This is a genomic window from Enterobacter chuandaensis (assembly GCF_003594915.1).
GTDB lineage: Bacteria > Pseudomonadota > Gammaproteobacteria > Enterobacterales > Enterobacteriaceae > Enterobacter > Enterobacter chuandaensis.
In genome coordinates, this window is sequence record NZ_QZCS01000001.1 from 284,398 (window position 1) to 308,764 (window position 24,367).

The following is a 24,367-nucleotide window of genomic DNA, read 5'->3' on the forward strand; positions in this document are numbered from 1 at the left end:
CTCAGGACCGCTATACCATGACGTAATTACTGGCCACTTAATACCCTCGCCGGATCAATTCGGCTTGCGCGACGCGCCGGATACCAGCTTGCCAGCAGACTCAGTAAAAGTGCTGTAACCAGCACATAAAAAACGTCCAGCCAGTGCAATTCAGACGGCAGGAAGTCAATAAAATAGATGTCACCCGACAGGAACTGGTGGCCGATCAGCTTTTCAATCCCGTTGATGATTGGCGTCAGCTGCAGGGAAACCACCACCCCAATCACCACGCCGCACAGGCTGCCAAACAGCCCCGCCAGCAAACCGTACCAGACGAAGATGGCGCGAATAAGACCGTCTTTTGCCCCGAGAGTACGCAGCACGGCGATGTCGCCGCTCTTGTCCTTGACCGCCATCACCAGCGTTGAGACGATATTAAAACACGCCACGCCAATCACCAGCACCATCGCCAGATACATAATCGCGCGGATCATCTGGATATCACGGTACATATACCCGTAAGTGCCGATCCAGCTTTTGATGTAAACATAGTTATTGGTGACGCTGCCCGCATCACGCACCAGTTTGTTGGCGTTAAAGACGTCGTTCACCTTAATGGCAATACCCGTCACGCTGTCGCCCATGTCGAGATACTGGCGCGCATCTTCCAGCGGAACCATCGCAAAACTATGGTCAAGCTGACCGCTCAGCTGAAGAATACCGGTAACGTGCAGACGCACGCGCTTGGGCTGCTGTAATTTGTGATCGGCGCTGGCGTTCGGGATCATGATTGACACCCAGTCGCCCTGCTTCACCTTCAGGGCATCGGCAACGCCTTTACCCATGATGATCTGCTGCTCGCCAGCCTTAAAGTTGGTCCACGCGCCGTTCTGGACATATTTCGGTAGCGCGCTGAGACGCTCTTCCTGCGCCGGATTAACCCCTTTAACCTGAATGGCGCGCAGGTTTACCCCGCTCTCCACCAGCCCGGTAAAGTTGATGTAGGGCGCGGCTGCGGCAATGCCCGGTACGTTTTCAACTTTAGCGAGCGCATCGCTCCAGTTGGTCCACGGCTGGTTAACCGGCTCGATCTCCCCGTGCGGCACCACCGCCAGAATGCGGTTATTCAGCTCGCGCTCAAAGCCGTTCATGGCGCTCAAGCCCACAATCAAGACCGCCACACCCAGCGCAATACCAATGGTCGAAATGACGGAGATGAGCGAGACCATGCCGCCGCGACGGCGGCCGCGGCTAAAGCGTAACCCGATGAGTAACGATAACGGTGACGCCATTACTCTGCTCCCATCAGGGTCAGTTCCGCATTCAGATGGCCGTCGCGCATCTCAAGCTGGCGACCCATGCGCTTTGCCAGCTGCAGATCGTGGGTCACCACCAGAAACGCGGTCCCCTGCGAGGCATTCAGCTCGCCCAGGAGCTGGAAGATACTGTCCGCATTGCGCGCGTCCAGGTTACCGGTGGGTTCATCCGCCAGTACCAGGCGCGGATTATTGACCAGCGCCCGGGCAATCGCCACGCGCTGGCGCTCGCCGCCGGAAAGCTCCGACGGGCGGTGATTTCCACGGTGGCCCAGCCCTACCGCTTTCAGCATATCGCTGGCGCGGGCGTTAATTTCTGCCGGTTTCTTTTTGCCAATCAGCAGCGGCATCGCCACGTTTTCCAGCGCCGTGAAGTCCGGCAGCAGGTGGTGGAACTGGTAGATAAAGCCCAGCTCGCGGTTGCGCAGCTCGGCCTTCGCTGCCGAGGACATTTTGCTCATCGGCTGGCCGGAGAAAATTACGTCGCCCTCGGTTGGCGTATCCAGCCCGCCCAGCAGATGCAGCAGCGTACTTTTGCCGGAGCCGGAGCTGCCGACAATCGCCATCATCTCGCCTTCCCCCACGCTAAAGCTCACATTGTGCAGCACGTCGGTTTGCACAGTGCCTTCCTGATAGCGTTTGGACAGGTTGTCGCATTGCAACAGGATCTTATTCATAACGTAAAGCCTCAGCGGGTTGAGTGGCGGCAGCGCGCCAGGAAGGATAAAGCGTAGAAAGCAGCGCAATGGCCATCGCGGCCAGTGCAATACCGACCACCTGCAGCGGCTCGATAGCCACCGGCAGTGCCGCGCCGTCAAGCAGCGCGCCGATGATCGGCATCAAATTATTAAGCTGGCTGGCAAGCAATGCCCCCAGCACGGCGCCGAGCAACGCGCCAATGACACCGGCACTGGCCCCCTGCACCATAAACACCGCCATGATCTGGCGCGGCGTGAGCCCCTGGGTTTGCAGGATGGCGACCTCGCCCTGCTTCTCCATCACCATCAGACCCAGCGAGGTGATGATGTTAAAGGCAGCCACGGCGACGATCAGGCTCAGCAGCAGCCCCATCATGTTTTTTTCCATGCGCACGGCCTGGAACAGCTCGCCTTTACGCTCGCGCCAGTCCTGCCATTTGGTGCCGTCCGGCAGTTTTTGCTGGCTGAGGGTATCGACCTTCAGCGGCTGATCGAGCCACAGGCGCCAGCCGGTGATATTCCCCGCCGGGTAACGCATCAGGCGCGACGCATCCTGAATGTTCACCAGCATCTGATAGCCGTCAACTTCGCTGTTGGCGGCAAAGGTCCCAATCACGTTAAACAGGCGCTGGCTCGGCAGGCGCCCCATTGGCGTAAACTGGCTGGCGGACGGTACCATGACGCGCAGCTGATCGCCACGGTTGACGCCAAGCTGCCCGGCAAGCTGTTCGCCGAGGATGACGTTGTATTTACCGGCTTCGAGATCGGTTTGCTTCACATTGACCAGATACGGCGTCAGCGGGTCTTTTTGTGCCGGATCGATACCCAGCATCACGCCGACCGCCACGCTGCGGGCACTTTGCAGCACCACGTCGCCAGTGGTTAAGGGCGCAACGCGCGTGACACCCTGTAACTTCGCCGCGCTTTCCGGCAGCTGTTGCGGGTTAACCGAACCACTGGTGGATGAGAGAACGGCCTGCGGCATCAGCCCCAGGATATTGTTTTGCAGCTCGCGCTCAAAGCCATTCATGACGGAAAGCACCGTCACCAGTGCCATCACGCCAAGCGTAATGCCAATAGTCGAAAGCCAGGAGACAAAGCGACCGAAGCGGTCCGCGGCGCGCCCACGCATGTAACGTAAGCCTATGAAGAGTGCGACAGGTTGATACATGAAATCCGTCTGTTTGCTGATAGCAGACCCACGAGTATATAAGCGAATCCGTTAAGGGTAAATGACTGAAACCGTAAGCTTTGGTAATCATTTTTCCGATAAATTCAGATAAATCAGCGTGCTATTGGATGAATCCTCGCCTCGCAGCCTCCACCTTTTCCGAAAAACGACCGGATACAGACTGTTACCCGTTACATCCCGGTTCCGTTTAACAACAATTGCTCGTTCGTTTATGGCAATAAGGTAGTCGCGAACAATGAAGCAAAAAGCATTATGGATTAACCAGATAAAAGGGCTGTGTATCTGCCTGGTGGTTATCTATCATTCGGTCATCACCTTCTACCCGCATCTGAGCGGGCTGCAACACCCGCTATCTGGGCTCCTGGCGAAATGCTGGGTCTATTTTAACCTCTATCTCGCCCCGTTCCGGATGCCGGTCTTCTTCTTTATCTCCGGCTATCTGATCCGTCGCTATATTGATGAGGTGGACTGGCGCACCAGTCTCGATAAACGGATCTGGAGCATTGTCTGGGTGCTGGCGCTGTGGGGCGTCCTGCAATGGCAGGCGTTGACTCACCTGAACGCCTGGCTGGCACCCGAGCGTGAGCTTGCCACCTCGTCGAACGCGGCCTACGCCGACTCGTTCTCAGGATTTGTGCTGGGGATGGTCACCGCCAGCACCAGCCTGTGGTATCTGTACGCCCTGGTGGTCTACTTCACGCTGTGTAAACTGCTGAGCCGCTGGAAGCTGCCGGTACTGGCACTGCTGGCGCTGGCAAGCATCGCGATCAACTTCCTGCCGCTGCCGTGGTGGGGAATGAACAGCGTGGTACGCAACATGATCTACTACAGCCTCGGGGCGTGGTATGGCGCAGAGCTGATGGCGTGGATGAAAAGCGTCAACCTGCGCCGCATCTGGCTGGCAACCGGCGCTTTCGCCGCCGTCTCCGTGGTGCTGTGGTTTGCTAACGTTCCGCTGCTGCTCTCATTGTTGTCGATTGTGCTGATCATGAAGCTGTTCTACAGCCTCGAGCAGCGCTATGCCGTTCACCCGAACAACCTGCTGAACGTGATTGGCTCAAACACCATTGCGATTTATACCACCCACCGCATCTTAATTGAGGCGTTTAGTCTGTTCCTGATTGGCGAGATGAATGCCGCTTACTGGCCGGTCTGGGCCGAACTGTGCTTAATCCTGGTCTATCCGTTTGCCAGCCTGCTGATCTGTACCCTTGCCGGGCTCGGGGTGCGTAAACTTTCCACTGCCCTGTTTGGGGACGTTTTCTTCTCTCCGCCCTCTACGCAGACCTTGTCACCCTCTACGCGTTAATGCCCGCTCCGCCCCCGTATTGGGGGCGTTTAGCCCTGCTGTGCGGTTACGATTTGCTTATGTAAAACGATCGAGGATAATAAAGACATTGCGTATCAGTGATATGCCCCAATACTGTTGGTATATCCATAAGAGACTCTGACATAGCCATGCCTGAACACGATCGTTATTCCTTGCCTGTCAAAGCGGGCGACCAGCGCCAGCTCGGCGAACTCACAGGCGCGGCCTGCGCCACGCTGGTGGCAGAAATCGCTGAGCGCCATCCTGGCCCGGTGATCCTGGTTGCCCCGGATATGCAAAATGCCCTGCGCCTGCACGATGAAATTCGCCAGTTCACCGATAGCCTGGTGTTCAGTCTGGCCGACTGGGAGACGCTGCCGTATGACAGCTTCTCTCCACATCAGGAGATTATCTCCTCGCGCCTGTCGACGCTGTATCAACTCCCGACCATGCAGCGCGGCGTGCTGATTGTGCCGGTGAATACCCTGATGCAGCGCGTCTGCCCGCACAGCTATCTGCACGGTCACGCGCTGGTGATGAAAAAAGGCCAGCGCCTGTCGCGCGATGCCCTGCGCGCGCAGCTTGACGGTGCAGGCTATCGCCATGTCGATCAGGTTATGGAGCACGGGGAATACGCCACCCGCGGCGCGCTGCTCGACCTTTACCCGATGGGCTGCGACCAGCCGTATCGTCTGGATTTCTTTGACGATGAAATCGACAGCCTGCGCGTGTTCGACGCCGACACCCAGCGCACGCTCGAAGAGGTGGAATCGATCAATCTGCTTCCTGCCCACGAGTTCCCGACGGACAAAACCGCCATCGAGTTGTTCCGCAGCCAGTGGCGCGACAGGTTCGACGTGAAGCGTGATGCCGAACATATCTATCAGCAGGTCAGCAAGGGTACGCTTCCGGCCGGGATCGAATACTGGCAGCCGCTGTTCTTCAGCGAGCCATTGCCTGCCCTGTTCAGCTACTTCCCGGCAAATACGCTGATTGTTAACACCGGGGATATCGACGCCAGCGCCAGCCGCTTTGAAAGCGAAACCCGCGCGCGCTTCGAAAACAGGGGCGTTGACCCGATGCGTCCGCTCCTGCCGCCGGAAGCGCTGTGGCTGCGCACCGACGAGCTCAACGCCGAGCTTAAGCGCTGGCCGCGCATGCAGCTGAAAACCGATTCGCTTGCCGATAAGGCCGCCAACACCAACCTCGCCTTCCGCACGCTGCCGGACCTGTCCGTTCAGGCGCAGCAGAAATCTCCGCTGGATAATCTGCGCAAGTTCCTGGAGTCCTTTACCGGGCCGGTGGTGTTCTCCGTTGAGAGTGAGGGCCGCCGCGAGGCGCTCGGTGAACTTCTGGGACGCATAAAGGTGGCACCGAAGCGTATTCTTCGCCTGAGCGAAGCGACCGGCAACGGTCGTTACCTGATGATTGGCGCCGCCGAGCACGGGTTCATTGACACGCTCAACAACCTGGCGCTGATTTGCGAAAGCGACCTGCTGGGCGAGCGCGTCGCGCGCCGCCGTCAGGACAGCCGTCGGACCATCAACCCGGACACTCTGATCCGCAACCTGGCCGAGCTGCATCCAGGCCAGCCGATTGTTCACCTGGAACACGGTGTGGGTCGCTATCAGGGTATGACCACGCTTGAGGCGGGCGGTATAAAAGGTGAGTACCTGATGCTGACCTACGCCAACGACGCCAAACTGTACGTGCCGGTGTCGTCCCTGCACCTGATCAGCCGCTACGCGGGCGGTGCCGAAGAGAATGCGCCGCTGCACAAGCTGGGCGGTGACGCCTGGGCACGCGCGCGTCAGAAAGCGGCAGAGAAGGTGCGCGACGTGGCGGCCGAGCTGCTGGATATCTACGCCCAGCGCGCGGCCAAAGAGGGCTTCGCCTTTAAGCACGACAAAGAACAGTACCAGCTGTTCTGCGACAGCTTCCCGTTTGAAACCACGCCGGATCAGGCCCAGGCCATTAACGCCGTGCTGAGCGACATGTGCCAGCCGCTGGCGATGGACCGCTTAGTCTGCGGCGACGTCGGCTTCGGCAAAACCGAAGTGGCGATGCGCGCCGCCTTCCTTGCGGTGGAAAACAACAAGCAGGTGGCGGTGCTGGTGCCAACCACCCTGCTCGCTCAGCAGCATTTCGACAACTTCCGCGACCGCTTCGCCAATTGGCCGGTGCGCATTGAGATGCTCTCGCGTTTTCGCAGCGCCAAAGAGCAGACGCAGATTCTGGAACAGGCAAGCGAAGGAAAGATCGATATTCTGATCGGCACCCACAAGCTGCTGCAAAGCGACGTGAAGTGGAAAGATCTGGGGCTGCTGATCGTCGACGAAGAGCACCGCTTCGGGGTGCGCCATAAAGAGCGCATCAAAGCGATGCGCGCGGACGTCGACATTCTGACCCTGACCGCCACGCCAATCCCGCGCACGCTGAACATGGCGATGAGCGGCATGCGCGATCTGTCGATTATCGCCACGCCGCCGGCACGTCGTCTGGCGGTGAAAACCTTTGTCCGCGAGTATGACAATCTGGTGGTGCGCGAGGCGATCCTGCGTGAAGTGCTGCGCGGCGGCCAGGTGTATTACCTGTATAACGACGTCGAAAATATCCAGAAAGCGGCGGACAGGCTGGCGGAGCTGGTGCCGGAGGCGCGCATTGCTATCGGGCACGGCCAGATGCGCGAGCGCGAGCTGGAGCGGGTGATGAACGACTTCCACCATCAGCGCTTTAACGTGCTGGTGTGTACCACCATCATCGAAACCGGGATCGACATTCCGACCGCGAACACCATTATCATCGAACGTGCGGATCACTTTGGCCTTGCCCAGCTCCACCAGCTGCGCGGCCGCGTCGGGCGTTCGCACCATCAGGCCTATGCGTGGCTGCTGACGCCGCATCCGAAAGCGATGACCACCGACGCGCAAAAGCGCCTGGAAGCCATCGCCACGCTGGAAGATCTCGGTGCAGGCTTTGCGCTGGCCACGCACGATCTTGAGATCCGCGGTGCCGGCGAGCTGCTGGGTGAAGACCAGAGCGGCTCCATGGAGACCATCGGCTTCTCACTCTATATGGAGCTACTGGAAAACGCGGTTGATGCCCTGAAGGCCGGGCGCGAGCCGTCGCTGGAAGATCTCACCAGCCAACAGACCGAGGTCGAGCTGCGTATGCCTTCCCTGCTGCCGGACGATTTCATTCCGGACGTGAATACCCGCCTCTCATTCTACAAGCGCATCGCCAGCGCGAAGAAGGAGAACGAGCTGGAAGAGATTAAGGTGGAGCTGATCGACCGCTTCGGCCTGCTGCCCGATGCGGCGCGTAACCTGCTGGATATCGCGCGCCTGCGTCAGCAGGCGCAGAAGCTGGGGATTCGTAAGCTTGAAGGCAACGAAAAAGGCGGCGTGATTGAATTTGCCGAGAAGAACCATGTCAACCCGATGTGGCTGATCGGTCTGCTGCAAAAACAGCCGCAGCATTTCCGTCTGGATGGTCCAACGCGTCTGAAATTTACCCAGGAGCTGACGGAGCGCAAAACCCGCATGGACTGGGTGCGTAACTTTATGCGTCAGCTGGAAGAGAACGCGATCGCGTAACTCGCCCTTCCCCCCCCGTTAGCGCAGTGCTGCCGGGGGACAATTTACAAACTCTTTGCACTTCACCCGATCTTCCCGACACACCCATTCGCCATAATTATCATTAACGCCTTATAAAACAATAACCTTATCATTTATATGGATTATAGTGATGATGACCTCTTCGCGTTTTACCCGCTGGATAACCCTGTTTGCGCTGGCAGCCACCGTCGCAGTTGCGCTTCCTGCGCGGGCAAACACCTGGCCCCTGCCGCCGCCCGGCAGCAAGGTCGTAGGCGAAAACCGCTTTCATGTGGTTGAAAACAATGGTGGTTCACTGGAAGCGATAGCCAAAAAATATAACGTCGGTTTTCTGGCTCTGCTGCAGGCGAACCCTGGCGTCGACCCGTACGTCCCGCGCGCGGGCAGCGTACTGACCATACCATTACAGACTATCCTGCCGGATGCCCCGCGTGAGGGGATCGTGATTAACCTTGCGGAGTTGCGTCTCTATTATTATCCGCCGGGCAAAAAAGAAGTGACCGTCTACCCTATTGGCATTGGTCAGCTGGGCGGCGATACGCTGACGCCGACGATGGTCACCACCGTCTCAGATAAACGTGCGAATCCAACCTGGACCCCGACGGCCAACATTCGCGCCCGCTATAAGGCCCAGGGTATCGATCTTCCTGCCGTGGTTCCGGCAGGCCCGGATAACCCGATGGGTCACCACGCGATCCGCCTGGCCGCATACGGCGGCGTTTACCTGCTGCACGGAACGAACGCGGATTTTGGCATCGGCATGCGCGTCAGCTCCGGCTGTATTCGTCTGCGCGATGACGATATCAAAACGCTGTTTAACGTTGTTACGCCGGGAACGAAGGTGAATATTATCAACACGCCGATTAAGGTCTCCGAGGAGCCAGGCGGCGTGCGGCTGGTTGAGATTCACCAGCCATTATCGAAAAATATCGGCGACGATCCGCAGACGTTACCCATTAACCTCAATGCCGCGATGGTGAGCTTCAAAACGAACGCGAATACCGATAGCCTGGTGATGGAGCGCGCGATGGAAGCCCGGTCTGGCATGCCGACCGATGTTACCCGGCACCATGATGTCCCCCAACAGTCGATGTAATACAGAAAGAAAAACGCCCTGCTAAGCAGGGCGTTTTTCATTGCAGTGGCATAAATGAGGGTTTATGCCCGGCTTATTTGTAGATGACAGCGGTACCGTGCAGGGTGTTAGGACCGGTCACAGAGGTGATGCGGTAAGATTTTGCACCCATTGCTTCCGCTTTTTGTGCCAGCTGATCTTCCAGTGAACCCAAGTTAGTCCCGGCAGACGCAGAGATCGTCCCGACTTTATGCTGATCGGCTGGGGTGGATTGTACCTGTACAGCAGCAAAGCTTGCGAAAGAGAGTGAACTCAGTACAGCAGCAGCGATGAGGGTTTTTACGTTTTTCATGATGTTTACCTTTGGCAGATGAATTTGGAGGTCGTTATCTATTTAGTTAACGATCGATAGGTAAATAATAAATGTGATCCAGCTCACGCGTCAACATAATTTTATAACGAACATTAATTAAATTTTAAAGTTTTTATTTTTCATACATATATGATTAATTTATTTTTAAGCATTCTGCGCTGGTGATGGGTAGCGTTTATTTTTATAATGGTTATTCAACAAACCAACAGAGGACCAACGGCAAATGACAACCGACGTCACGAGTTGTGCGAAGAAAAGCCGTGGCCGACCAAAAGTGTTTGACAGGGATGCCGCGCTTGATAAGGCCATGACGCTCTTCTGGCAATACGGGTATGAAGCGACCTCGCTTTCCGATCTGGTCGAAGCGACCGGAGCCAAAGCGCCGACGCTGTATGCGGAATTCACCAATAAAGAGGGGCTGTTCAGAGCGGTGCTGGACAGGTACATTTCCCGCTTTGCGGCGAAACACGAAGCCCAACTTTTTTGTGAAGAGAAAAGCGTGGAACAGGCGCTACGGGACTACTTCACCGCCGTCGCCACCTGCTTCACCAGTAAAGAGACGCCTGCGGGCTGCTTTATGATTAACACCTCAGCCACCCTGGCGGCATCGTCAAAAGAGATCGCCAAAACGGTGAAATCGCGTCATGCGATGCAGGAGGAGACGCTCAGCGCATTTCTGGCCCAGCGTCAACAGCGCGGTGAAATTCCCGCGCACTGCCAGCCTCAGATGCTGGCGCAGTATCTGAGCTGCATTTTGCAGGGAATGTCGATCAGTGCCCGTGAAGGGGCGACGCTGGAAAAACTGCAGAATATTAGCGACACCACGCTGCGCCTGTGGCCTGAACTGCTGAAAATCTGACGCAAAAAAAAGCTCCTCAGCCTGAGCGCTTGAGGAGCTAAGTTCAGAGAACATCTTTTTTTACGCTTTGTTATTCAGTACCAGCTGTCCGTTTCCATCCAGTGGAATTTGGGTGCCCGGGTCTTTATCCATGCGGATTTTGCCCTGCTGATCGCCAATTTTGTACGTCACGTCATAGCCCAGCATTTTTTCCGACTTGTCATAGACGGTTTTACAGCGCTGCTGAGTTGTGGTGTAGGTATCGTTATCCTGCATCGCACCCTGCACCTGGTTACCGGCATAGCCGCCACCCAGCGCGCCGACCACGGTCGCGACATCTTTACCCCGACCGCCGCCAAACTGGTGGCCAATCACCCCGCCCGCTACCGCGCCCAGAACAGAGCCGGCAATACGGTTTTCATCCTGTACCGGACGACGATGGGTCACGGAGACGTTACGGCACTCCTGACGAGGGGTTTTCACGGTTTCTTTAATTGGAGTAGCAGAAACCACCTGCGCATACTGCGGGCCGCGATCTAATACGTTGAGACTGGCAACGGCAGCCACACCTAACGCAGCTGCGACACCAATCCCTATACCCGCCAACATTGATTTATTCACGGGACTTCCTCCTTTGTTGCTATTGGTAACAATTTTGCAATGGAGGCACGGCTTCGCCAATAAGACAAAGGATCAAAAAGTGGACGTTGAGGAGAGATATATCGTGTTTAGGAGAACTCTTAAGCAATCAAACTGTGATCTGCAGCATGAAATGCTAAAAACTTCCTCCGGAGGGCCCGGAGGGAGTGAAAGATTAGTGCAGCTTCAGACGCGGACGGATCACACGGTTGATTCTGCCCACCAGCATCATCAGCCCGGTTTTGAAGTAGCCGTGCAGCGCGATCTGGTGCATACGGTACAGGGAGATATACACAAAGCGTGCAATGCGCCCTTCCACCATCATGGAGCCACGCATCAGGTTACCCATCAGGCTGCCGACGGTAGAGAAGTTTGACAGCGATACCAGTGAACCGTGGTCTTTGTAGACATAGGCTTTCATTGGCTTACCTTTGTACTGCGCCAGAATGTTATGCAGCACCAGGCTTGCCATCTGGTGAGCGGCCTGCGCGCGCGGCGGCACGAAGCCCCCTTCAGGACGTGCGCAGGAGGCGCAGTCACCAATAGCGAAGATTTCAGGGTCACGCGTGGTTTGCAGCGTTGGCTCGGTGACCAGCTGGTTAATGCGGTTCGTTTCCAGACCACCGATATCTTTCATAAAGTCAGGCGCTTTGATACCTGCCGCCCAGACCATCAGATCCGCCTTGATGTACTCGCCGTCTTTGGTGTGCAGGCCACCTTCGTCAGCGCTGGTCACCATGGTCTGCGTCAGTACGCGCACGCCCAGTTTAGTGAGTTCATTGTGCGCCGCACCGGAAATACGCGGAGGCAGCGCAGGCAGGATGCGTTCGCCCGCTTCTACCAGCGTCACGTTGAGCGCGTCGTTGGTTAACCCTTTGTAACCGTAGCTGTGCAGCTGCTTCACCGCATTGTGCAGCTCTGCGGAGAGCTCTACACCCGTCGCGCCGCCGCCGACAATCGCGATATTAACCTTGCCGTTCGCACCCAGATTACTGGTGTACTTCAGGAACAGGTTCAGCATTTCCTGATGGAAACGACGCGCCTGGTGCGGGTTATCGAGGAAGATACAGTGCTCTTTCACGCCCGGCGTGTTGAAGTCGTTGGAGGTGCTGCCCAGCGCCATCACCAGCGTGTCATACGCCAGCTTGCGCTCGGGAACCAGCAGCTCGCCTTTCTCATCACGCAGCTCGGCCAGAGTGATGGTTTTGCTTTCACGGTTGATATCCACCACCGAGCCCAGCTGGAACTGGAAATGATGGTTGCGCGCGTGCGCCAGATAGCTCAGCGCGTCCACGCCCTCATCCAGTGAACCGGTCGCCACTTCGTGCAGCAACGGTTTCCACAGGTGGCTGTGGTTACGATCCACCAGCGTGATTTTGGCTTTTTTACCGCGACCCAGCTTCTTGCCCAACTGTGTGGCCAGCTCCAGCCCGCCAGCACCACCGCCTACAATCACTATCTTTTTCAATGGCGTAGTCAACGTGACCCCCTCAAATTATTAACCAATTGTTAATTAAAAGTTATAAAAATAACCCTTAATTAACAACAGGTTACAGCACTGAAACCATTCAGGTGCATTGAGAATACCACGTCAGGCGCATTGGTCATACCAAAATTGATATGCATCAAGTTTTGATGGCTTAAAAGTAGACAATTCTGGACAAAAAGAAACCCGGTGCGCGTTCGCGACCGGGTTACTGAGGTGTCAGGCTGTGGTTTAGCCCAGCGTTTTGAATGCCTTAATGCGCTGGAGGTGCGGGGAGATGTTCTTAAACTTGTGGGTCTGCTCTTCGTCCCAGACGATCTCATAGTAGTGATGCAGCAGCTCTGCAGCCCGGTGGCTGTTGAGCGCTTCATCATTACGCGAGAGGATCACCAGGCAGCGATCGCGGTTTTTCTCTCGGAAGTTGCTCACGCACTTAGTGGCAATATCGGCATACTCTTCCGGACGGTCAATTTTGCCTTCCATGTTCTCGTTCGGGAACAGGTTAGGGTTGAAGACAACCTGACGGATGTCGCACAGGAAGCCAATACGCTCCGCCCAGTAACCGCCCAGTCCCACGCCGCAGATCAACGGGCGATCGTCAACGTTGAGCTGCAGCATCTTGTCCACCTCTTTGAGCAGATGCTGCATATCATGCTTCGGATGGCGCGTGCTGTAGCTGATTAGCCGTACATCCGGATCGATAAACTGCAGTTGCAGCACCTTCTCATGATTACCAGGACTGTTTGAATCAAAACCGTGTAAATAGATGATCATCGTCTTCTCACCACGCTACGCCTTCCGGGAGGGTTTACAGGCTGGCTTTATGTGCCTGCCAGCGCTCATTCAGGTCTTCAAGTCGGGCGTTGACCGACTTCCAGCGCGCCGAATCCATCAGCTCCTGACGGCTAAATGAACCTTTATGATACAAATGCGTAACACGCTCTGCATTGATCGGTGACAGGTTATCCAACACGCTAACGGCACCTTTACGATTATTGCAGACCAGGATCATATCGCAACCTGCATCCAGCGACGCCTGGCCGCGTTCCGCGTAGCTGCCCATAATTGCCGCCCCTTCCATCGACAGATCGTCGGAGAAAATCACGCCGTTGAAACCCAGCTCCTGGCGCAGAACGGTTTTCAGCCAGTGCGGAGAGCCGCTGGCAGGGCGCGGGTCAACGTCGCTGTAGATCACGTGCGCGGGCATAATGGCATCCAGCTTGTTATCGGTGATAAGCGAGCGGAACACCGACATATCTTTGGCGCGAATTTCCGCTTCCGGACGCGGGTCGCGCGGCGTCTCTTTGTGGGAATCCGCCGTCACTGCCCCGTGTCCCGGGAAATGCTTGCCGGTGGTTTTCATTCCCGCATCGTGCATGCCGTCGATAAACCGGGTCGCCATTGCCAGCGCAATACGCGGATCCTCATGGTAGGAGCGCTCGCCAATCGCGGCGCTGATGTGGCCCACATCCAGTACCGGGGCAAAGCTGATATCGATATCCATGGCAATCATTTCACTGGCCATCAGCCAGCCGGCCTCCTGGGCCAGTTTTCCCCCCTCTTCCGTGCCGAGCAGCGCGGCAAAAGACTGGGCTGCCGGCAGGCGGGTAAAACCGTCGCGAAAACGCTGTACGCGTCCGCCTTCCTGATCGACGGCCACCACCAGATGGTTACGCGATGCGGCGCGGATCTGACGCACCAGTTCACGCAGCTGCGCCGGATCGTGATAGTTGCGGGTAAACAGGATCAGGCCGCCCACCAGCGGATGCGCGAGAATTTCACGCTCTTCCGCATCCAGCTCAAACCCTTCAACATCCAACATGACTGGACCCACACTCACCTCTCTTATCCTTTTGTTTGTAACTGACGCCAGGCATCGTCTGCCAGCGCAATAAATTGTTTTTCTCTGGACTGCTGTAAACGCATTTCAAACCAGCCAGCCATCAGCATGATGACCCAGGGGCGCCAGCGTCTTACCTGGCATTCCAGCGCGTCGGCGTCAAGATGTGCCACTCTGGCATACTCTTTGATCAGCTTCTGCCGCGCGGCTTCACTTTCCGTCCAGACAGCGGCCAGCTCCAGCGCCACATCACCGTCTCCGGCGTATTCCCAGTCGATAAGCCTGCCACCCTCTGGCGTGTGCACAATATTCCCGGCATGGACATCCATATGGAGCGGTGAGAGCCGAATCGGTTGCGGCTCGCCCGTTTTACGCAGCCGTTTAAGTTGGGCAAGCCAGCCGGGCGTTCGTCTGTCCGGGGAAGCCTGCTGCCAGTAGTATTCCAGCAATGGCAGAAGGGTGACCCGCCACCCCAGCCGCGGTTGACAATGCAGATGATACAGCATCGCCGCAAGCGCTGGCGTGTCCGGCAGCGCGCTTTTCACCTCCCCCTCCAGATACTCGACGGCCATCCAGCCCTGTCTGAAAAATCGGGGTTCAGGCACGAGATCCGACGGAAGGCGTTTGAGAGCGCGAAACTGACGGCGAAACTGGAAAGCCGGGGCGAAGGGATCGTGGTTCTGCCGCAAGACCAGACGGTGCGCGCCCTGCTCTATAATGCAACTCGCGCCGCTAAGCCCGGAGTGGGCCTGCGGCGCGATAAGGCGGTACTGCGGAAAATAACGCGTCAGAATCTCTTCACGCGTGGCGTCATTGTTGCGTAACCGCACCTTTACCTGACCAGATAATTTCGCCTGTCTGAACCAGCATCAGCTGCATCTGCAGGGCTGGGGTATTCACGTTGCCGGTCGCGTTAGAGTACAGCACATACTGGGCGCCAACGTTGCGGGCAATGCCGATCGCCTTGCTGCGGGTACCGAGACTGTCCTGCGGCGACAGCCCCAGCTGCTGTTTGGCTACCGCGAGCTGCTGAGCAGAGACCAGCGTAAACTTACCGTTGTTTGCCAGCGCATTACGCAGCGTTTCGGTCGCTTCGCCCGCGTTCAGTGTACCGTTGGTGCGGTTGTTCACGCTATCGACCAGCAGCACGCTGCCTGCCGTCACGCCCTGTGCCTGCAGCATTTTACCGACCATCGGCTGCATCGCGCCGTTCCAGTCGTAATGGCGCACGCGCGGCGCAGGCTGTGACGTCTGGTCCTGATGTTCAATCGGGCCTGGCTGTGACGGAATAGACGGTACAGACGGCACGGTCGGCTGGGTCTGCGTTGGTGGTGCCGGCTGCCCGGTACCCGGCTTCGCCTCTTCCACAGGTGCTGGCTGTTCTGTACGGGTCACACACCCTGCAAGGAACAGCGCGAATGCGGTCACAAGCGCATAACGGCTCATATTTTTAATCAAGGTTCACCCCTTAGAGATAAAGATAAAGTCTCACCTTATGCGCACCCAGATAGCTGGCGCTGTCATAGAGCGTTACCGACGACCTTGCCGGAAGAGTGACGCTGCGCGGCGCCTCCAGCGGGTGCATTTCAAGACCTCTTACGTCATACCAGAAGAAACGGTAGTGAACCGTCACTGGTTCATTTCTTTCGTTAAAGAGCGTAGAGGAGGCAGAAGATTTAATTTCACTGATGGTCAGCGCGGGCTGCTGCGCCGTGATGCCCGCAGCCAGCACGGAGGATTCCATCACCAGCGTCTGTTCATCACTCACGGGGATTGCCGGGCGCGTGCTGCACCCCACAATAGCCAACGTCATTACCAGCGCTGCAATACGCCCTTTAAACATGTCAAAGACCTTTGTGAGCCAGCATCGGTCCCAGCGGACGTCCACCCAGCAGATGCATGTGAATATGATAAACTTCCTGGCCGCCATGGCGATTACAGTTCATGATCAGACGGTAACCGTCTTCCGCAATGCCTTCCTGTTCAGCAATTTTCGCGGCCACCGTCAGCATACGACCTAACGCCACTTCGTGCTCGGTTTTTACGTCGTTTACGGTCGGAATCAGAATATTGGGAATGATAAGGATGTGTGTCGGTGCCTGAGGGGAAATGTCCCGGAAAGCCGTCACCAGTTCATCCTGATAGACGATATCCGACGGGATTTCGCGGCGGATAATTTTACTGAAAATCGTTTCTTCAGCCATGACCTTTTCCTTTTTAGTTTAATCTGGCGCGATGCGTCCGCTGTTAATACACTCTCTGGATGAGTGTGTGACACAATTCAAGAGTATGAGCGAGTTTCTCCTGTCCTTTCAACCTCCTCCCCCGAATTCTTTCCTGAATATTCATCAGCTGACTGAAGAGTGACCGCTCGCGCGTCTTAACAGGCTGAAACATTATTTCAGTTCCGGTCGACACATCTGTTTACAGCACTAATAGCAATGCGTATATTTCGCATTTGCATTTTCATGCGCATTTTTAACATAGAAAACGACGTCAGCCCGTATTTGTGGGACTGACGCATACCCTCTTCACCGTTCATAAGGGTTTGATAATGTCTTTCATTAATCACACCAGGGATGGGCAACGTCAGCCTGTCGCAACGCCTTCGTTGTTGGCAGTCTGCATTGCTATGGCATTGACGCCAGCCGCCGCTTTCGCTGCATCAGCAACCGAAGACACCGTCGTCGTGGATGGAGGTTTTGACAATACGCAGGATCCTTCCGCAAGTCAGGACCGGGATTACAGCGTAAAAACCACCACCACCGGCACAAAACTGTTGCTGGTTCCCCGCGATATCCCGCAGTCCGTCAGCGTGATTAGCCAGCAGCGCATGGCCGATCAGAACCTGCAGTCCATTGGTCAGGTGTTGACTAACACCACGGGCGTAACGGCGCAGGTGCAGGACAGCGACCGTACCGTATTTTACTCGCGCGGATTTTTCGTCAGTAACTACGCGTATGACGACCTGCCAACCTCCATCAGTGAGGTGTGGAACTTCGGCGACACCGCCGCCGATACCGCGATTTACGACCGTATTGAAGTGGTACGCGGCGCAACCGGCCTGATGTCCGGTACGGGCAACCCGGCGGCATACGTCAATATGGTGCGTAAGCATGCGGATAGCAATGAATTCAAAGGAAATGTCTCTGCCAGCTACGGCAGCTGGGACAAGCAGCGCTACGTGCTGGATCTCCAGGCACCGCTGGTTGAGTCCGGTAAGGTACGAGGACGCCTGATTACGGGTTATCAGGATAACGACAGCTTCGTGGATAACTATCATTACCGGAAGAAATTCCTCTACGGCGTGGTGGATGCAGATGTCACCGACAGCACCACCCTCTCGGTGGGCTACGAATATCAGGAAAGCCACACCGCCGACCCGACCTGGGGCGGACTGCCAACCTGGTACAGCGATGGCAGTAAAACCGATTACAACCGCAGCCAGACCGTCGCACCTGACTGGGCCTGGTCGGACAAGGACAACACCCGCATCTTCGCTAACCTGACCCAGCGTTTCGATAACGGCTGGGAAGCGCACGTCAACGGCATGCACGCGGAGACCAACTTCGACAGCAAGCTGATGTATATGTCCGGCTATCCTGATAAAGAGACCGGGGCGGGCATGGTGGGCTACGGCGGCTGGAACAAAGGTGAACGCAAACAGGATGCGGTCGACGCGTTCCTGCGCGGCGGTTTCGATCTCTTTGGTCGTCAACACGAAATGATGTTCGGCGGCAGCTTCAGCCGACAGCGCAACCACTATGACAACAGAATGCCGGATGCGCTGTACGGCATGGTGGACGTGGGGAATTTCAAAAACTGGAACGGAAATATCGCCGATCCGCAGTGGACGCCGTGGAAGCTCTACAGCCAGGACGACATTCGCCAGTCCTCAGCGTATACCTCCGCCCGCTTCTCGCTGGCCGACCCGCTGCACCTGATCCTCGGGGCGCGCTACACTAACTACAACATTCGCTATAACCCGGCGGGCTCTCCTGACACCCGTCTGGAAAGCACCAAAGATGACGTAACGCCTTACGCGGGTCTGGTCTACGACATCAACGAAGACTGGTCAACCTACGTCAGCTATACCTCCATCTTCCAGCCGCAGGACAAGCGTAACGCCAGCGGACGCTATCTCGATCCAACCACGGGCAAAAGTTACGAGGCCGGCGTGAAGGCGGACTGGTTCAATACCCGTCTTACCACCTCGCTGGCGATATTCCGCATTGAGCAGGATAACGTGGCGAGCAACACCTATACCTACATGCCGAGCGGTGAGTCGATTTATGAATCGCTGGACGGCGTGGTCAGTAAAGGGATTGAGTTCGAGCTAAACGGCGCACTGACCGATAACTGGCAGTTGACCTTCGGCGCGACCCGCTACATTGCGGAAGATAAGAACGGCAACGCTGTCAGTTCCGATCAGCCGCGCACGACAATGAAGCTGTTTACCCGTTATCAACTGCCAATGCTGCCAGCGCTGACGGTGGGCGGTGGCGTAAACTGGCAGAACAAAGTGTGGACGGATGTGGACGGCGGCCCGGCTGGACGCGACCGTGCTGAGCAAGGCAGCTACGGGCTGGTTAACCTGTTCAGCCGTTATCAGGTCACCAAAGATTTTGCCGTTCAGGCGAACATCAACAACCTGTTCGACAAAGAGTATTACGATTACGTCGGCTCTTACGTGGTTTATGGCGCACCGATGAACGTCTCGGTGAGCGCGAGCTACGACTTCTGAGTATTGGCACAACAACCACAGCAATAAAAAAGGCAGCCCTTCGGCTGCCTTAGTCTCCCCAGGTCACAGCTTAGCTGTTGCGGATGTACTCATCCATTTCAGTTTTCAGGTTATCGGATTTCGTACCGAAGATAGCCTGAACACCAGAACCTGCAACAACCACACCCGCTGCGCCCAGTTTTTTCAGACCCGGCTGGTCTACTTTCGCAACGTCGGCAACGCTCACACGCAGACGAGTGATGCACGCGTCCAGGTTAGTGATGTTCTCTTTACCGCCGAACGCAGCAACCAGTGCCGGTGCCATTTCGCTGGTCGCGCCTGCTTTGCTGTCTTCAGTTGCATCTTCACGACCCGGCGTTTTCAGGTCCAGTGCTTTGATCAGCACGCGGAAGATGGTGTAGTAAACAACGGCGTAGCACGCACCCACGATTGGGAACAGCCACAGCTTGCTGCTGTTACCGGACAGAACGATAAAGTCGATCAGACCGTGAGAGAAGGACGTACCGTCACGCATACCCAGCAGGATACAGATTGGGAACGCCAGGCCAGCCAGTACAGCGTGGATGATGTACAGAATTGGCGCAACGAACATGAAGGAGAACTCGATCGGCTCGGTGATACCGGTCAGGAACGAGGTCAGCGCTGCGGAGATCATGATACCGCCCACTTTTGCACGGTTCTCTGGTTTAGCAGAGTGCCAGATTGCAATCGCAGCAGCAGGCAGGCCGTACATTTTGAACAGGAAGCCACCTGACAGTTTACCTGCAGTTGGGTCGCCCGCCATGTAACGTGGGATATCACCGTGGAACACCTGACCTGCTGCGTTGGTGAATTCACCAATTTGCATCTGGAATGGAACGTTCCAGATGTGGTGCAGACCAAATGGCACCAGGCAACGCTCGATGAAGCCGTAGATACCAAACGCCACAACCGGGTTCTGGTAAGCCGCCCACTGAGAGAAGGTCTGGATAGCGGAACCGATTGGTGGCCAGATGAAGGACAGGATCACGCCAGTGAAAATCGCTGCCAGACCAGAGATGATCGGAACGAAACGCTTGCCCGCGAAGAAGCCCAGATACTCAGGCAGCTTGATGCGATAGAAGCGGTTAAACATATACGCTGCAATCGCACCGGAGATGATACCGCCCAGAACACCGGTATCTGCCAGGTGTTTCGCGGCAATCTCTTCTGCCGGTAAATGCAGAACCAGCGGCGCAACCACAGCCATGGTTTTCACCATGATGCCGTAAGCAACCACTGCAGCCAGCGCAGAAACGCCGTCGTTATTGGTGAAGCCCAGCGCCACACCGATAGCGAAGATCAGAGGCATGTTAGCAAAGACGGAACCGCCTGCTTCAGCCATCACATGGGAAACTACGGCTGGCAGCCAGCTGAAGTTAGCAGAACCGACACCCAGCAGGATACCTGCGATAGGCAGTACGGATACTGGCAGCATCAGCGATTTACCGACCTTTTGCAGGTTAGCAAATGCATTCTTAAACATAATTGAGAGTGCTCCTGAGTATTTGTGCTTTTTTTACGCTTTCACGCATTGGCCCGGGGGGAGTACCGTGCCGTGGACAGGACATCTAAGCGCCCTTTATTTATTACACAGAGTAAAATAATTCCCTCTGAGTTTGTTTGACGGCTATCACGTTTCAGCTTAAGACGGTCGAAAAACTTTCAGTTATTTACAAAAAGCATGTCTGGATGTGTCTAAAAACACCTTCACCGCCCCAAATGAGGCGGTGAACTTTACTCGTTTTATTTATTAATTACGAGCCTAAAAATAACAGGTGTATCAGACAGATTGCAGGCGGGCGGGGTCAATATGGAACAGCGCAGAGAAGTTTTCTGTCGTGACGCGGGCCAGCTCTTCAATACTGACGCCTTTAAGCACGGCCATATACTCTGCGACGTCTCGCGTCATGGCCGGCTGGTTCTCTTTACCGCGATGCGGTACCGGCGCCAGATACGGAGAGTCTGTTTCCACCAGAATACGATCGAGCGGTACATAACGCGCGGCATCACGGAGCTGCTCAGCGTTACGGAACGTCACGATCCCGGAAAACGAAATATAAAACCCTAAATCAAGCAGTTTACCCGCCGTTTCTCTGTCTTCTGTGAAACAGTGTAGTACGCCACCGCAATCCGTCACGTTTTCTTCCTGAAGGATCGCCAGCGTATCGGCGCGCGCATCACGGGTATGTACGATGACCGGTTTGTTCAGTTCGCGGCCAATGCGGATATGGTTGCGGAAGGATGCCTGCTGGCGCGCTTTCGTTTCCGGCGTGTAAAAATAATCCAGCCCGGTTTCACCCATCGCCACGACGCCCTCTTCTGCTGCCAGTCGGCGCAGATCTTCTACGTCATACTCTTCATCCTGGTTCAGCGGATGCACGCCGCAGGAGAAGACGACATTATCGCGCTCGCCTACCAGTTCACGCATGGAGCGGTAACCCGGCAACGTGGTCGCCACGGCCAGGCAAAATTTCACATCGCGCGCGGCGGCTTTCGCCAGCACGTCGTCCACATTTTTATGCAGGGATTGGTAATCCAGGCCATCGAGATGGCAGTGTGAGTCGACTAAAAACATAGTGTCTCTCTCAGAGGTGGGAAACCGGCGGCGTAACGCCTGGTTGCAGGTAGTGTTCAATACGCAGTAACTGGTCGGTCAGTAAAAGCTCACGATTAAGACCCGTCACGGTTAAAAGCTGTTCGCGGCTCTGGCAAACATCATGAAGGATAGCGTGCAGAGACGTGCCTGACAGGCGATTCGCCAGCATGTTCACCAGCGACCACGCGTCCGGGTTAGTCAGCAGCGTTGCTCCTTGCTGTATTTTTAGCGCATCAAGCAATAAAGAGGCCAGCCAGTGCAGACGTTCAACGGCCCGGTCGCTGTTAAGCGCAGGCAGTAAGCTGAGCCAGTCCTGGCTGTTAAGTGAAGATTCGACGGCCCGGCAGAGCGTTTCGCGCTGTGACCAGACGTCAGGCTGTAGTAACGCCAGCGCCGCAGCGGGCGCACCGCTGCTCAGACGCAGCGCAGACAGGGCGCTGTCCTGTGACGTTGTCACCTCTCGCTCAAGCCAGCTTAACGCCCATGATTCCTGAGGTACGGCAAGGTGATGAAGACGACAACGGCTACGCAGCGTCGCCAGTAAACGTCCCGGATCCCGGCAGGAAAGGAAAAACCACGTCTTTTCCGGCGGCTCTTCCAGGGTTTTAAGCAGCGCGTTCGCCGCTGCCTCGGTAAGCAAGGCGGCATCGTTGAGCCAGACCACTTTTGCCCCGCCCAGACGCGCATGTTCGTACAGTTTCTCGCTGACTTCACGCACGGCATCAATGCCGAGCGCGCTTTTGCCCTTCTCAGGCTCAAGCGTGTAGTAGTCAGGATGCGTGCCCGCCTGCATCAGCTGGCAGCCGCGGCATTTACCGCAGCTCTTGTGCCCTTCCGGCTGCTGGCACATCAGGAAGCGGGTGATGGCGTAAATCAGCGCATCATCCCCCATTCCCGGCAACGCCTGAATCAGTAACGCATGATGCCCCCGCCCGGCCTGATAGCTGCCGATCAGTTGTTCAAAGTGCGGGCGCAACCATGGGTACCATTTCATGCCTGCTGCTCCTGTAGCCACTGCGTAACGGTCTGTTGAATGTCGCGCGTGACGTCGTCCAGAGATTGCGTGGCATCAATGGTACGAATTGAACGGTCCTGTGCGGCCAGTTCAAGATAGCGTGCACGCGTGCGGTTGAAGAAGTCCAGGGACTCTTGCTCAATGCGGTCCAGTTCGCCGCGCGCGCGGGCACGCCTGAGGCCCACTTCCGGAGTCACATCCAGATAGAGCGTCAGGTCGGGGCGGAAATCACCCAGTACGGCATTGCGCAACGTTGCCAGCATCGTCTGGTCAATCCCACGTCCGCCGCCCTGATACGCCTGAGTCGACAGATCGTGACGGTCGCCGATCACCCACTTGCCTTCGGCCAGCGCAGGTTTAATCACGGTCTCAACCAGTTGGACGCGCGCCGCATAGAACATCAGCACTTCGGCTTTGTCAGTAATAACCTCGTCTCCAACGGATTTAATATCCAGCACCAGGCTACGCAGTTTCTCCGCCAGCTGCGTACCGCCGGGCTCGCGAGTAAAGACCATGTCAGCGACGCCAAGCGATTTCAGCGTATCCACTACCACGTTACGGGCGGTGGTTTTACCCGCCCCTTCGAGTCCCTCAATGACAATGTATTTACTGCGCATTTTTTTCCTTAAGTGCCTTCAGATAATCCTGAACAGAGCGATTGTGGCTGGCAAGGTTGGTATTAAAGGTATGCCCGCCTTTTCCGTCAGCCACAAAATAGAGATACGGTGTTTTGGCCGGGTGCGCGGCAGCCTTCAGCGATGCTTCACTCGGTGTCGCAATCGGCCCAGGCGGCAAGCCGCTAATCACGTAGGTATTATACGCCGTTGGCGTTTCCAGATCTTTTCTGGAGATCTTTCCGGCATAGCTCTCGCCCATACCGTAGATGACGGTAGGGTCGGTTTGCAGACGCATGCCGATGCGCAGGCGGTTGATAAATACCGAAGCGACACGGTCACGCTCGGCAGCAACGGCCGTCTCTTTCTCAATGATCGAGGCCATTGTGACAAACTGGTTTTGATCCTGATAAGGCAGACCTTCCACGCGCCCTTCCCAGGCTGCATCGACGGCCTCAACCATCTTTTTATGCGCGCGCTTGAGGATAGCAACATCCGTCGTCCCTGCCGTGTACATCCAGGTATCGGGCCAGAACCAGCCTTCCACCCACTCAGGATGTTCAAATTTCAGCACCTCGGCAACCGTCTCATAGCGATCGTCTTCTAGCGTATGCTTGATGTAAGGCGCGTCGCGCAGCTGTTTGAGGTAATCGCTTAAGCGCATTCCTTCAACAAAGCGCAGCGGGAACTGTGCCTCTTTACCGCTTTCCAGCAGCTGCAGCATCTGCCTGACGGTCATGTCTGGGGTAAAGCGATACGTCCCGGCTTTGAAATGAGAGAGTTCAGGCTCAAGACGCAGTAACCACTGAAATACGCGCGGGCGGTTAATGACCTTGTCCCCATAAAGCTGTTCACCCAGTGCAACGCGCCCGGTACCGGCTTTCAGGGTAAAAATCGTTTCGTCTTTAATCAGGATTTTACTGTCCGCCAGCTGGCGAACTTTCCATACTCCCGCTCCGCCAGCGATACCCAGCGCAACAATAAGGAGAAGGACAAAGCGCAACATTTTCTTCAT

22 protein-coding genes are annotated in these 24,367 nt (G+C 56.2%); 5 read left to right on the forward strand and 17 right to left on the reverse strand.

What is annotated here, in order from left to right; all coding sequences use genetic code 11:
• Positions 1 to 26: 26 nt before the first annotated feature.
• The 3 genes from lolE to lolC are packed head-to-tail and all read right to left on the reverse strand — an operon-like array spanning position 27 to position 3,164.
• Positions 27 to 1,271, reverse strand: coding sequence for a lipoprotein-releasing ABC transporter permease subunit LolE (gene lolE, locus D5066_RS01470; protein WP_119914838.1), 1,245 nt, complete (start codon positions 1,269 to 1,271; stop codon positions 27 to 29).
• A complete protein-coding gene (lolD, locus tag D5066_RS01475; RefSeq protein ID WP_010429765.1) occupies positions 1,271 to 1,972 on the reverse strand; it encodes a lipoprotein-releasing ABC transporter ATP-binding protein LolD in 702 nt (233 codons plus the stop codon). The genes lolE and lolD overlap by 1 nt, the downstream gene beginning before the upstream one ends.
• Positions 1,965 to 3,164, reverse strand: a complete 1,200-nt coding sequence (gene lolC, locus D5066_RS01480; protein WP_119914839.1) for a lipoprotein-releasing ABC transporter permease subunit LolC — start codon at positions 3,162 to 3,164, stop codon at positions 1,965 to 1,967. Before lolC ends, lolD begins: the two co-directional genes overlap by 8 nt.
• A gap of 256 nt (positions 3,165 to 3,420) precedes the next feature.
• On the opposite strand from lolC, the gene D5066_RS01485 reads away from it, so the two are divergent.
• The 3 genes from D5066_RS01485 to ldtC all read left to right on the forward strand — a co-directional run bounded on the left by D5066_RS01485 (position 3,421) and on the right by ldtC (position 9,207).
• On the forward strand, positions 3,421 to 4,494 hold the full coding sequence (locus D5066_RS01485) for an acyltransferase family protein (RefSeq protein ID WP_080327504.1): 1,074 nt from the start codon (positions 3,421 to 3,423) through the stop codon (positions 4,492 to 4,494).
• A 149-nt stretch (positions 4,495 to 4,643) separates the two neighbouring features.
• A complete protein-coding gene (mfd, locus tag D5066_RS01490) occupies positions 4,644 to 8,090 on the forward strand; it encodes a transcription-repair coupling factor (RefSeq protein ID WP_119914840.1) in 3,447 nt (1,148 codons plus the stop codon).
• Between the two features lie 151 nt (positions 8,091 to 8,241).
• Positions 8,242 to 9,207, forward strand: a complete 966-nt coding sequence (ldtC, locus tag D5066_RS01495; protein ID WP_080327506.1) for a L,D-transpeptidase LdtC — start codon at positions 8,242 to 8,244, stop codon at positions 9,205 to 9,207.
• Between the two features lie 73 nt (positions 9,208 to 9,280).
• Here ldtC and bhsA read toward each other — a convergent pair whose 3' ends face one another.
• Entirely contained in the window at positions 9,281 to 9,538 is a 258-nt protein-coding gene (gene bhsA, locus D5066_RS01500; RefSeq protein WP_023332711.1) for a multiple stress resistance protein BhsA, read from the reverse strand.
• A gap of 244 nt (positions 9,539 to 9,782) precedes the next feature.
• Here bhsA and D5066_RS01505 point away from each other — a divergent pair, with 244 nt between their 5' ends.
• Positions 9,783 to 10,418, forward strand: coding sequence for a TetR/AcrR family transcriptional regulator (locus D5066_RS01505; RefSeq protein WP_080327507.1), 636 nt, complete (start codon positions 9,783 to 9,785; stop codon positions 10,416 to 10,418).
• 60 nt (positions 10,419 to 10,478) lie between these two features.
• Here the strand turns inward: D5066_RS01505 and D5066_RS01510 are convergent, their stop codons facing one another.
• The 8 genes from D5066_RS01510 to hinT form a co-directional block, all read right to left on the reverse strand.
• Positions 10,479 to 11,018, reverse strand: coding sequence for a glycine zipper 2TM domain-containing protein (locus D5066_RS01510; RefSeq protein ID WP_028012731.1), 540 nt, complete (start codon positions 11,016 to 11,018; stop codon positions 10,479 to 10,481).
• A gap of 193 nt (positions 11,019 to 11,211) precedes the next feature.
• Complete coding sequence (locus D5066_RS01515) at positions 11,212 to 12,516, reverse strand: NAD(P)/FAD-dependent oxidoreductase (RefSeq protein ID WP_080327508.1); 1,305 nt, start codon at positions 12,514 to 12,516, stop codon at positions 11,212 to 11,214.
• Positions 12,517 to 12,753: 237 nt separating this feature from the next.
• A complete protein-coding gene (gene ycfP, locus D5066_RS01520) occupies positions 12,754 to 13,296 on the reverse strand; it encodes an alpha/beta hydrolase YcfP (protein ID WP_080327509.1) in 543 nt (180 codons plus the stop codon).
• A gap of 34 nt (positions 13,297 to 13,330) precedes the next feature.
• Positions 13,331 to 14,356 carry a beta-N-acetylhexosaminidase gene (gene nagZ / locus D5066_RS01525; RefSeq protein WP_041912030.1) on the reverse strand — a complete coding sequence of 342 codons (1,026 nt, stop codon included), beginning with the start codon at positions 14,354 to 14,356 and terminating at the stop codon, positions 13,331 to 13,333.
• Positions 14,357 to 14,367: 11 nt separating this feature from the next.
• A complete protein-coding gene (gene thiK / locus D5066_RS01530; protein WP_119914841.1) occupies positions 14,368 to 15,192 on the reverse strand; it encodes a thiamine kinase in 825 nt (274 codons plus the stop codon).
• The gene (gene lpoB / locus D5066_RS01535; RefSeq protein ID WP_119915029.1) at positions 15,173 to 15,817 is read right to left on the reverse strand and encodes a penicillin-binding protein activator LpoB; all 645 of its coding nucleotides are present in this window, start codon (positions 15,815 to 15,817) and stop codon (positions 15,173 to 15,175) included. Before lpoB ends, thiK begins: the two co-directional genes overlap by 20 nt.
• Positions 15,818 to 15,830: 13 nt before the next feature.
• Complete coding sequence (locus D5066_RS01540; RefSeq protein ID WP_080327511.1) at positions 15,831 to 16,205, reverse strand: YcfL family putative periplasmic lipoprotein; 375 nt, start codon at positions 16,203 to 16,205, stop codon at positions 15,831 to 15,833.
• Position 16,206: 1 nt separating this feature from the next.
• Complete coding sequence (gene hinT, locus D5066_RS01545; protein ID WP_006809243.1) at positions 16,207 to 16,566, reverse strand: purine nucleoside phosphoramidase; 360 nt, start codon at positions 16,564 to 16,566, stop codon at positions 16,207 to 16,209.
• Positions 16,567 to 16,916: 350 nt separating this feature from the next.
• On the opposite strand from hinT, the gene fhuE reads away from it, so the two are divergent.
• Positions 16,917 to 19,106: a ferric-rhodotorulic acid/ferric-coprogen receptor FhuE gene (fhuE, locus tag D5066_RS01550; protein WP_119914842.1), complete on the forward strand. Its 2,190-nt coding sequence runs from the start codon at positions 16,917 to 16,919 to the stop codon at positions 19,104 to 19,106.
• Between the two features lie 70 nt (positions 19,107 to 19,176).
• On the opposite strand, the gene ptsG is transcribed toward fhuE, so the two are convergent.
• The 5 genes from ptsG to yceG form a co-directional block, all read right to left on the reverse strand.
• Entirely contained in the window at positions 19,177 to 20,610 is a 1,434-nt protein-coding gene (ptsG, locus tag D5066_RS01555) for a PTS glucose transporter subunit IIBC (RefSeq protein WP_028012724.1), read from the reverse strand.
• Between the two features lie 297 nt (positions 20,611 to 20,907).
• Entirely contained in the window at positions 20,908 to 21,702 is a 795-nt protein-coding gene (locus D5066_RS01560; RefSeq protein ID WP_080327513.1) for a metal-dependent hydrolase, read from the reverse strand.
• Positions 21,703 to 21,712: 10 nt separating this feature from the next.
• Positions 21,713 to 22,717, reverse strand: coding sequence for a DNA polymerase III subunit delta' (holB, locus tag D5066_RS01565; RefSeq protein WP_119914843.1), 1,005 nt, complete (start codon positions 22,715 to 22,717; stop codon positions 21,713 to 21,715).
• Positions 22,714 to 23,355, reverse strand: coding sequence for a dTMP kinase (gene tmk, locus D5066_RS01570; protein WP_080327515.1), 642 nt, complete (start codon positions 23,353 to 23,355; stop codon positions 22,714 to 22,716). The genes holB and tmk overlap by 4 nt, the downstream gene beginning before the upstream one ends.
• The gene (gene yceG / locus D5066_RS01575; protein WP_119914844.1) at positions 23,345 to 24,367 is read right to left on the reverse strand and encodes a cell division protein YceG; all 1,023 of its coding nucleotides are present in this window, start codon (positions 24,365 to 24,367) and stop codon (positions 23,345 to 23,347) included. The genes tmk and yceG overlap by 11 nt, the downstream gene beginning before the upstream one ends.

Excerpts from the sequence above, each read along its gene's own strand:
- lolE (WP_119914838.1), bottom strand. The coding sequence starts at position 1,271 with ATGGCGTCACCGTTATCGTTACTCATCGGGTTACGCTTTAGCCGCGGC.
- lolD (WP_010429765.1), bottom strand. The coding sequence starts at position 1,972 with ATGAATAAGATCCTGTTGCAATGCGACAACCTGTCCAAACGCTATCAG.
- lolC (WP_119914839.1), bottom strand. The coding sequence starts at position 3,164 with ATGTATCAACCTGTCGCACTCTTCATAGGCTTACGTTACATGCGTGGG.
- D5066_RS01485 (WP_080327504.1), top strand. The coding sequence starts at position 3,421 with ATGAAGCAAAAAGCATTATGGATTAACCAGATAAAAGGGCTGTGTATC.
- mfd (WP_119914840.1), top strand. The coding sequence starts at position 4,644 with ATGCCTGAACACGATCGTTATTCCTTGCCTGTCAAAGCGGGCGACCAG.
- ldtC (WP_080327506.1), top strand. The coding sequence starts at position 8,242 with ATGATGACCTCTTCGCGTTTTACCCGCTGGATAACCCTGTTTGCGCTG.
- bhsA (WP_023332711.1), bottom strand. The coding sequence starts at position 9,538 with ATGAAAAACGTAAAAACCCTCATCGCTGCTGCTGTACTGAGTTCACTC.
- D5066_RS01505 (WP_080327507.1), top strand. The coding sequence starts at position 9,783 with ATGACAACCGACGTCACGAGTTGTGCGAAGAAAAGCCGTGGCCGACCA.
- ycfP (WP_080327509.1), bottom strand. The coding sequence starts at position 13,296 with ATGATCATCTATTTACACGGTTTTGATTCAAACAGTCCTGGTAATCAT.
- D5066_RS01540 (WP_080327511.1), bottom strand. The coding sequence starts at position 16,205 with ATGTTTAAAGGGCGTATTGCAGCGCTGGTAATGACGTTGGCTATTGTG.
- hinT (WP_006809243.1), bottom strand. The coding sequence starts at position 16,566 with ATGGCTGAAGAAACGATTTTCAGTAAAATTATCCGCCGCGAAATCCCG.
- fhuE (WP_119914842.1), top strand. The coding sequence starts at position 16,917 with ATGTCTTTCATTAATCACACCAGGGATGGGCAACGTCAGCCTGTCGCA.
- ptsG (WP_028012724.1), bottom strand. The coding sequence starts at position 20,610 with ATGTTTAAGAATGCATTTGCTAACCTGCAAAAGGTCGGTAAATCGCTG.
- D5066_RS01560 (WP_080327513.1), bottom strand. The coding sequence starts at position 21,702 with ATGTTTTTAGTCGACTCACACTGCCATCTCGATGGCCTGGATTACCAA.
- holB (WP_119914843.1), bottom strand. The coding sequence starts at position 22,717 with ATGAAATGGTACCCATGGTTGCGCCCGCACTTTGAACAACTGATCGGC.
- tmk (WP_080327515.1), bottom strand. The coding sequence starts at position 23,355 with ATGCGCAGTAAATACATTGTCATTGAGGGACTCGAAGGGGCGGGTAAA.
- yceG (WP_119914844.1), bottom strand. The coding sequence starts at position 24,367 with ATGAAGAAAATGTTGCGCTTTGTCCTTCTCCTTATTGTTGCGCTGGGT.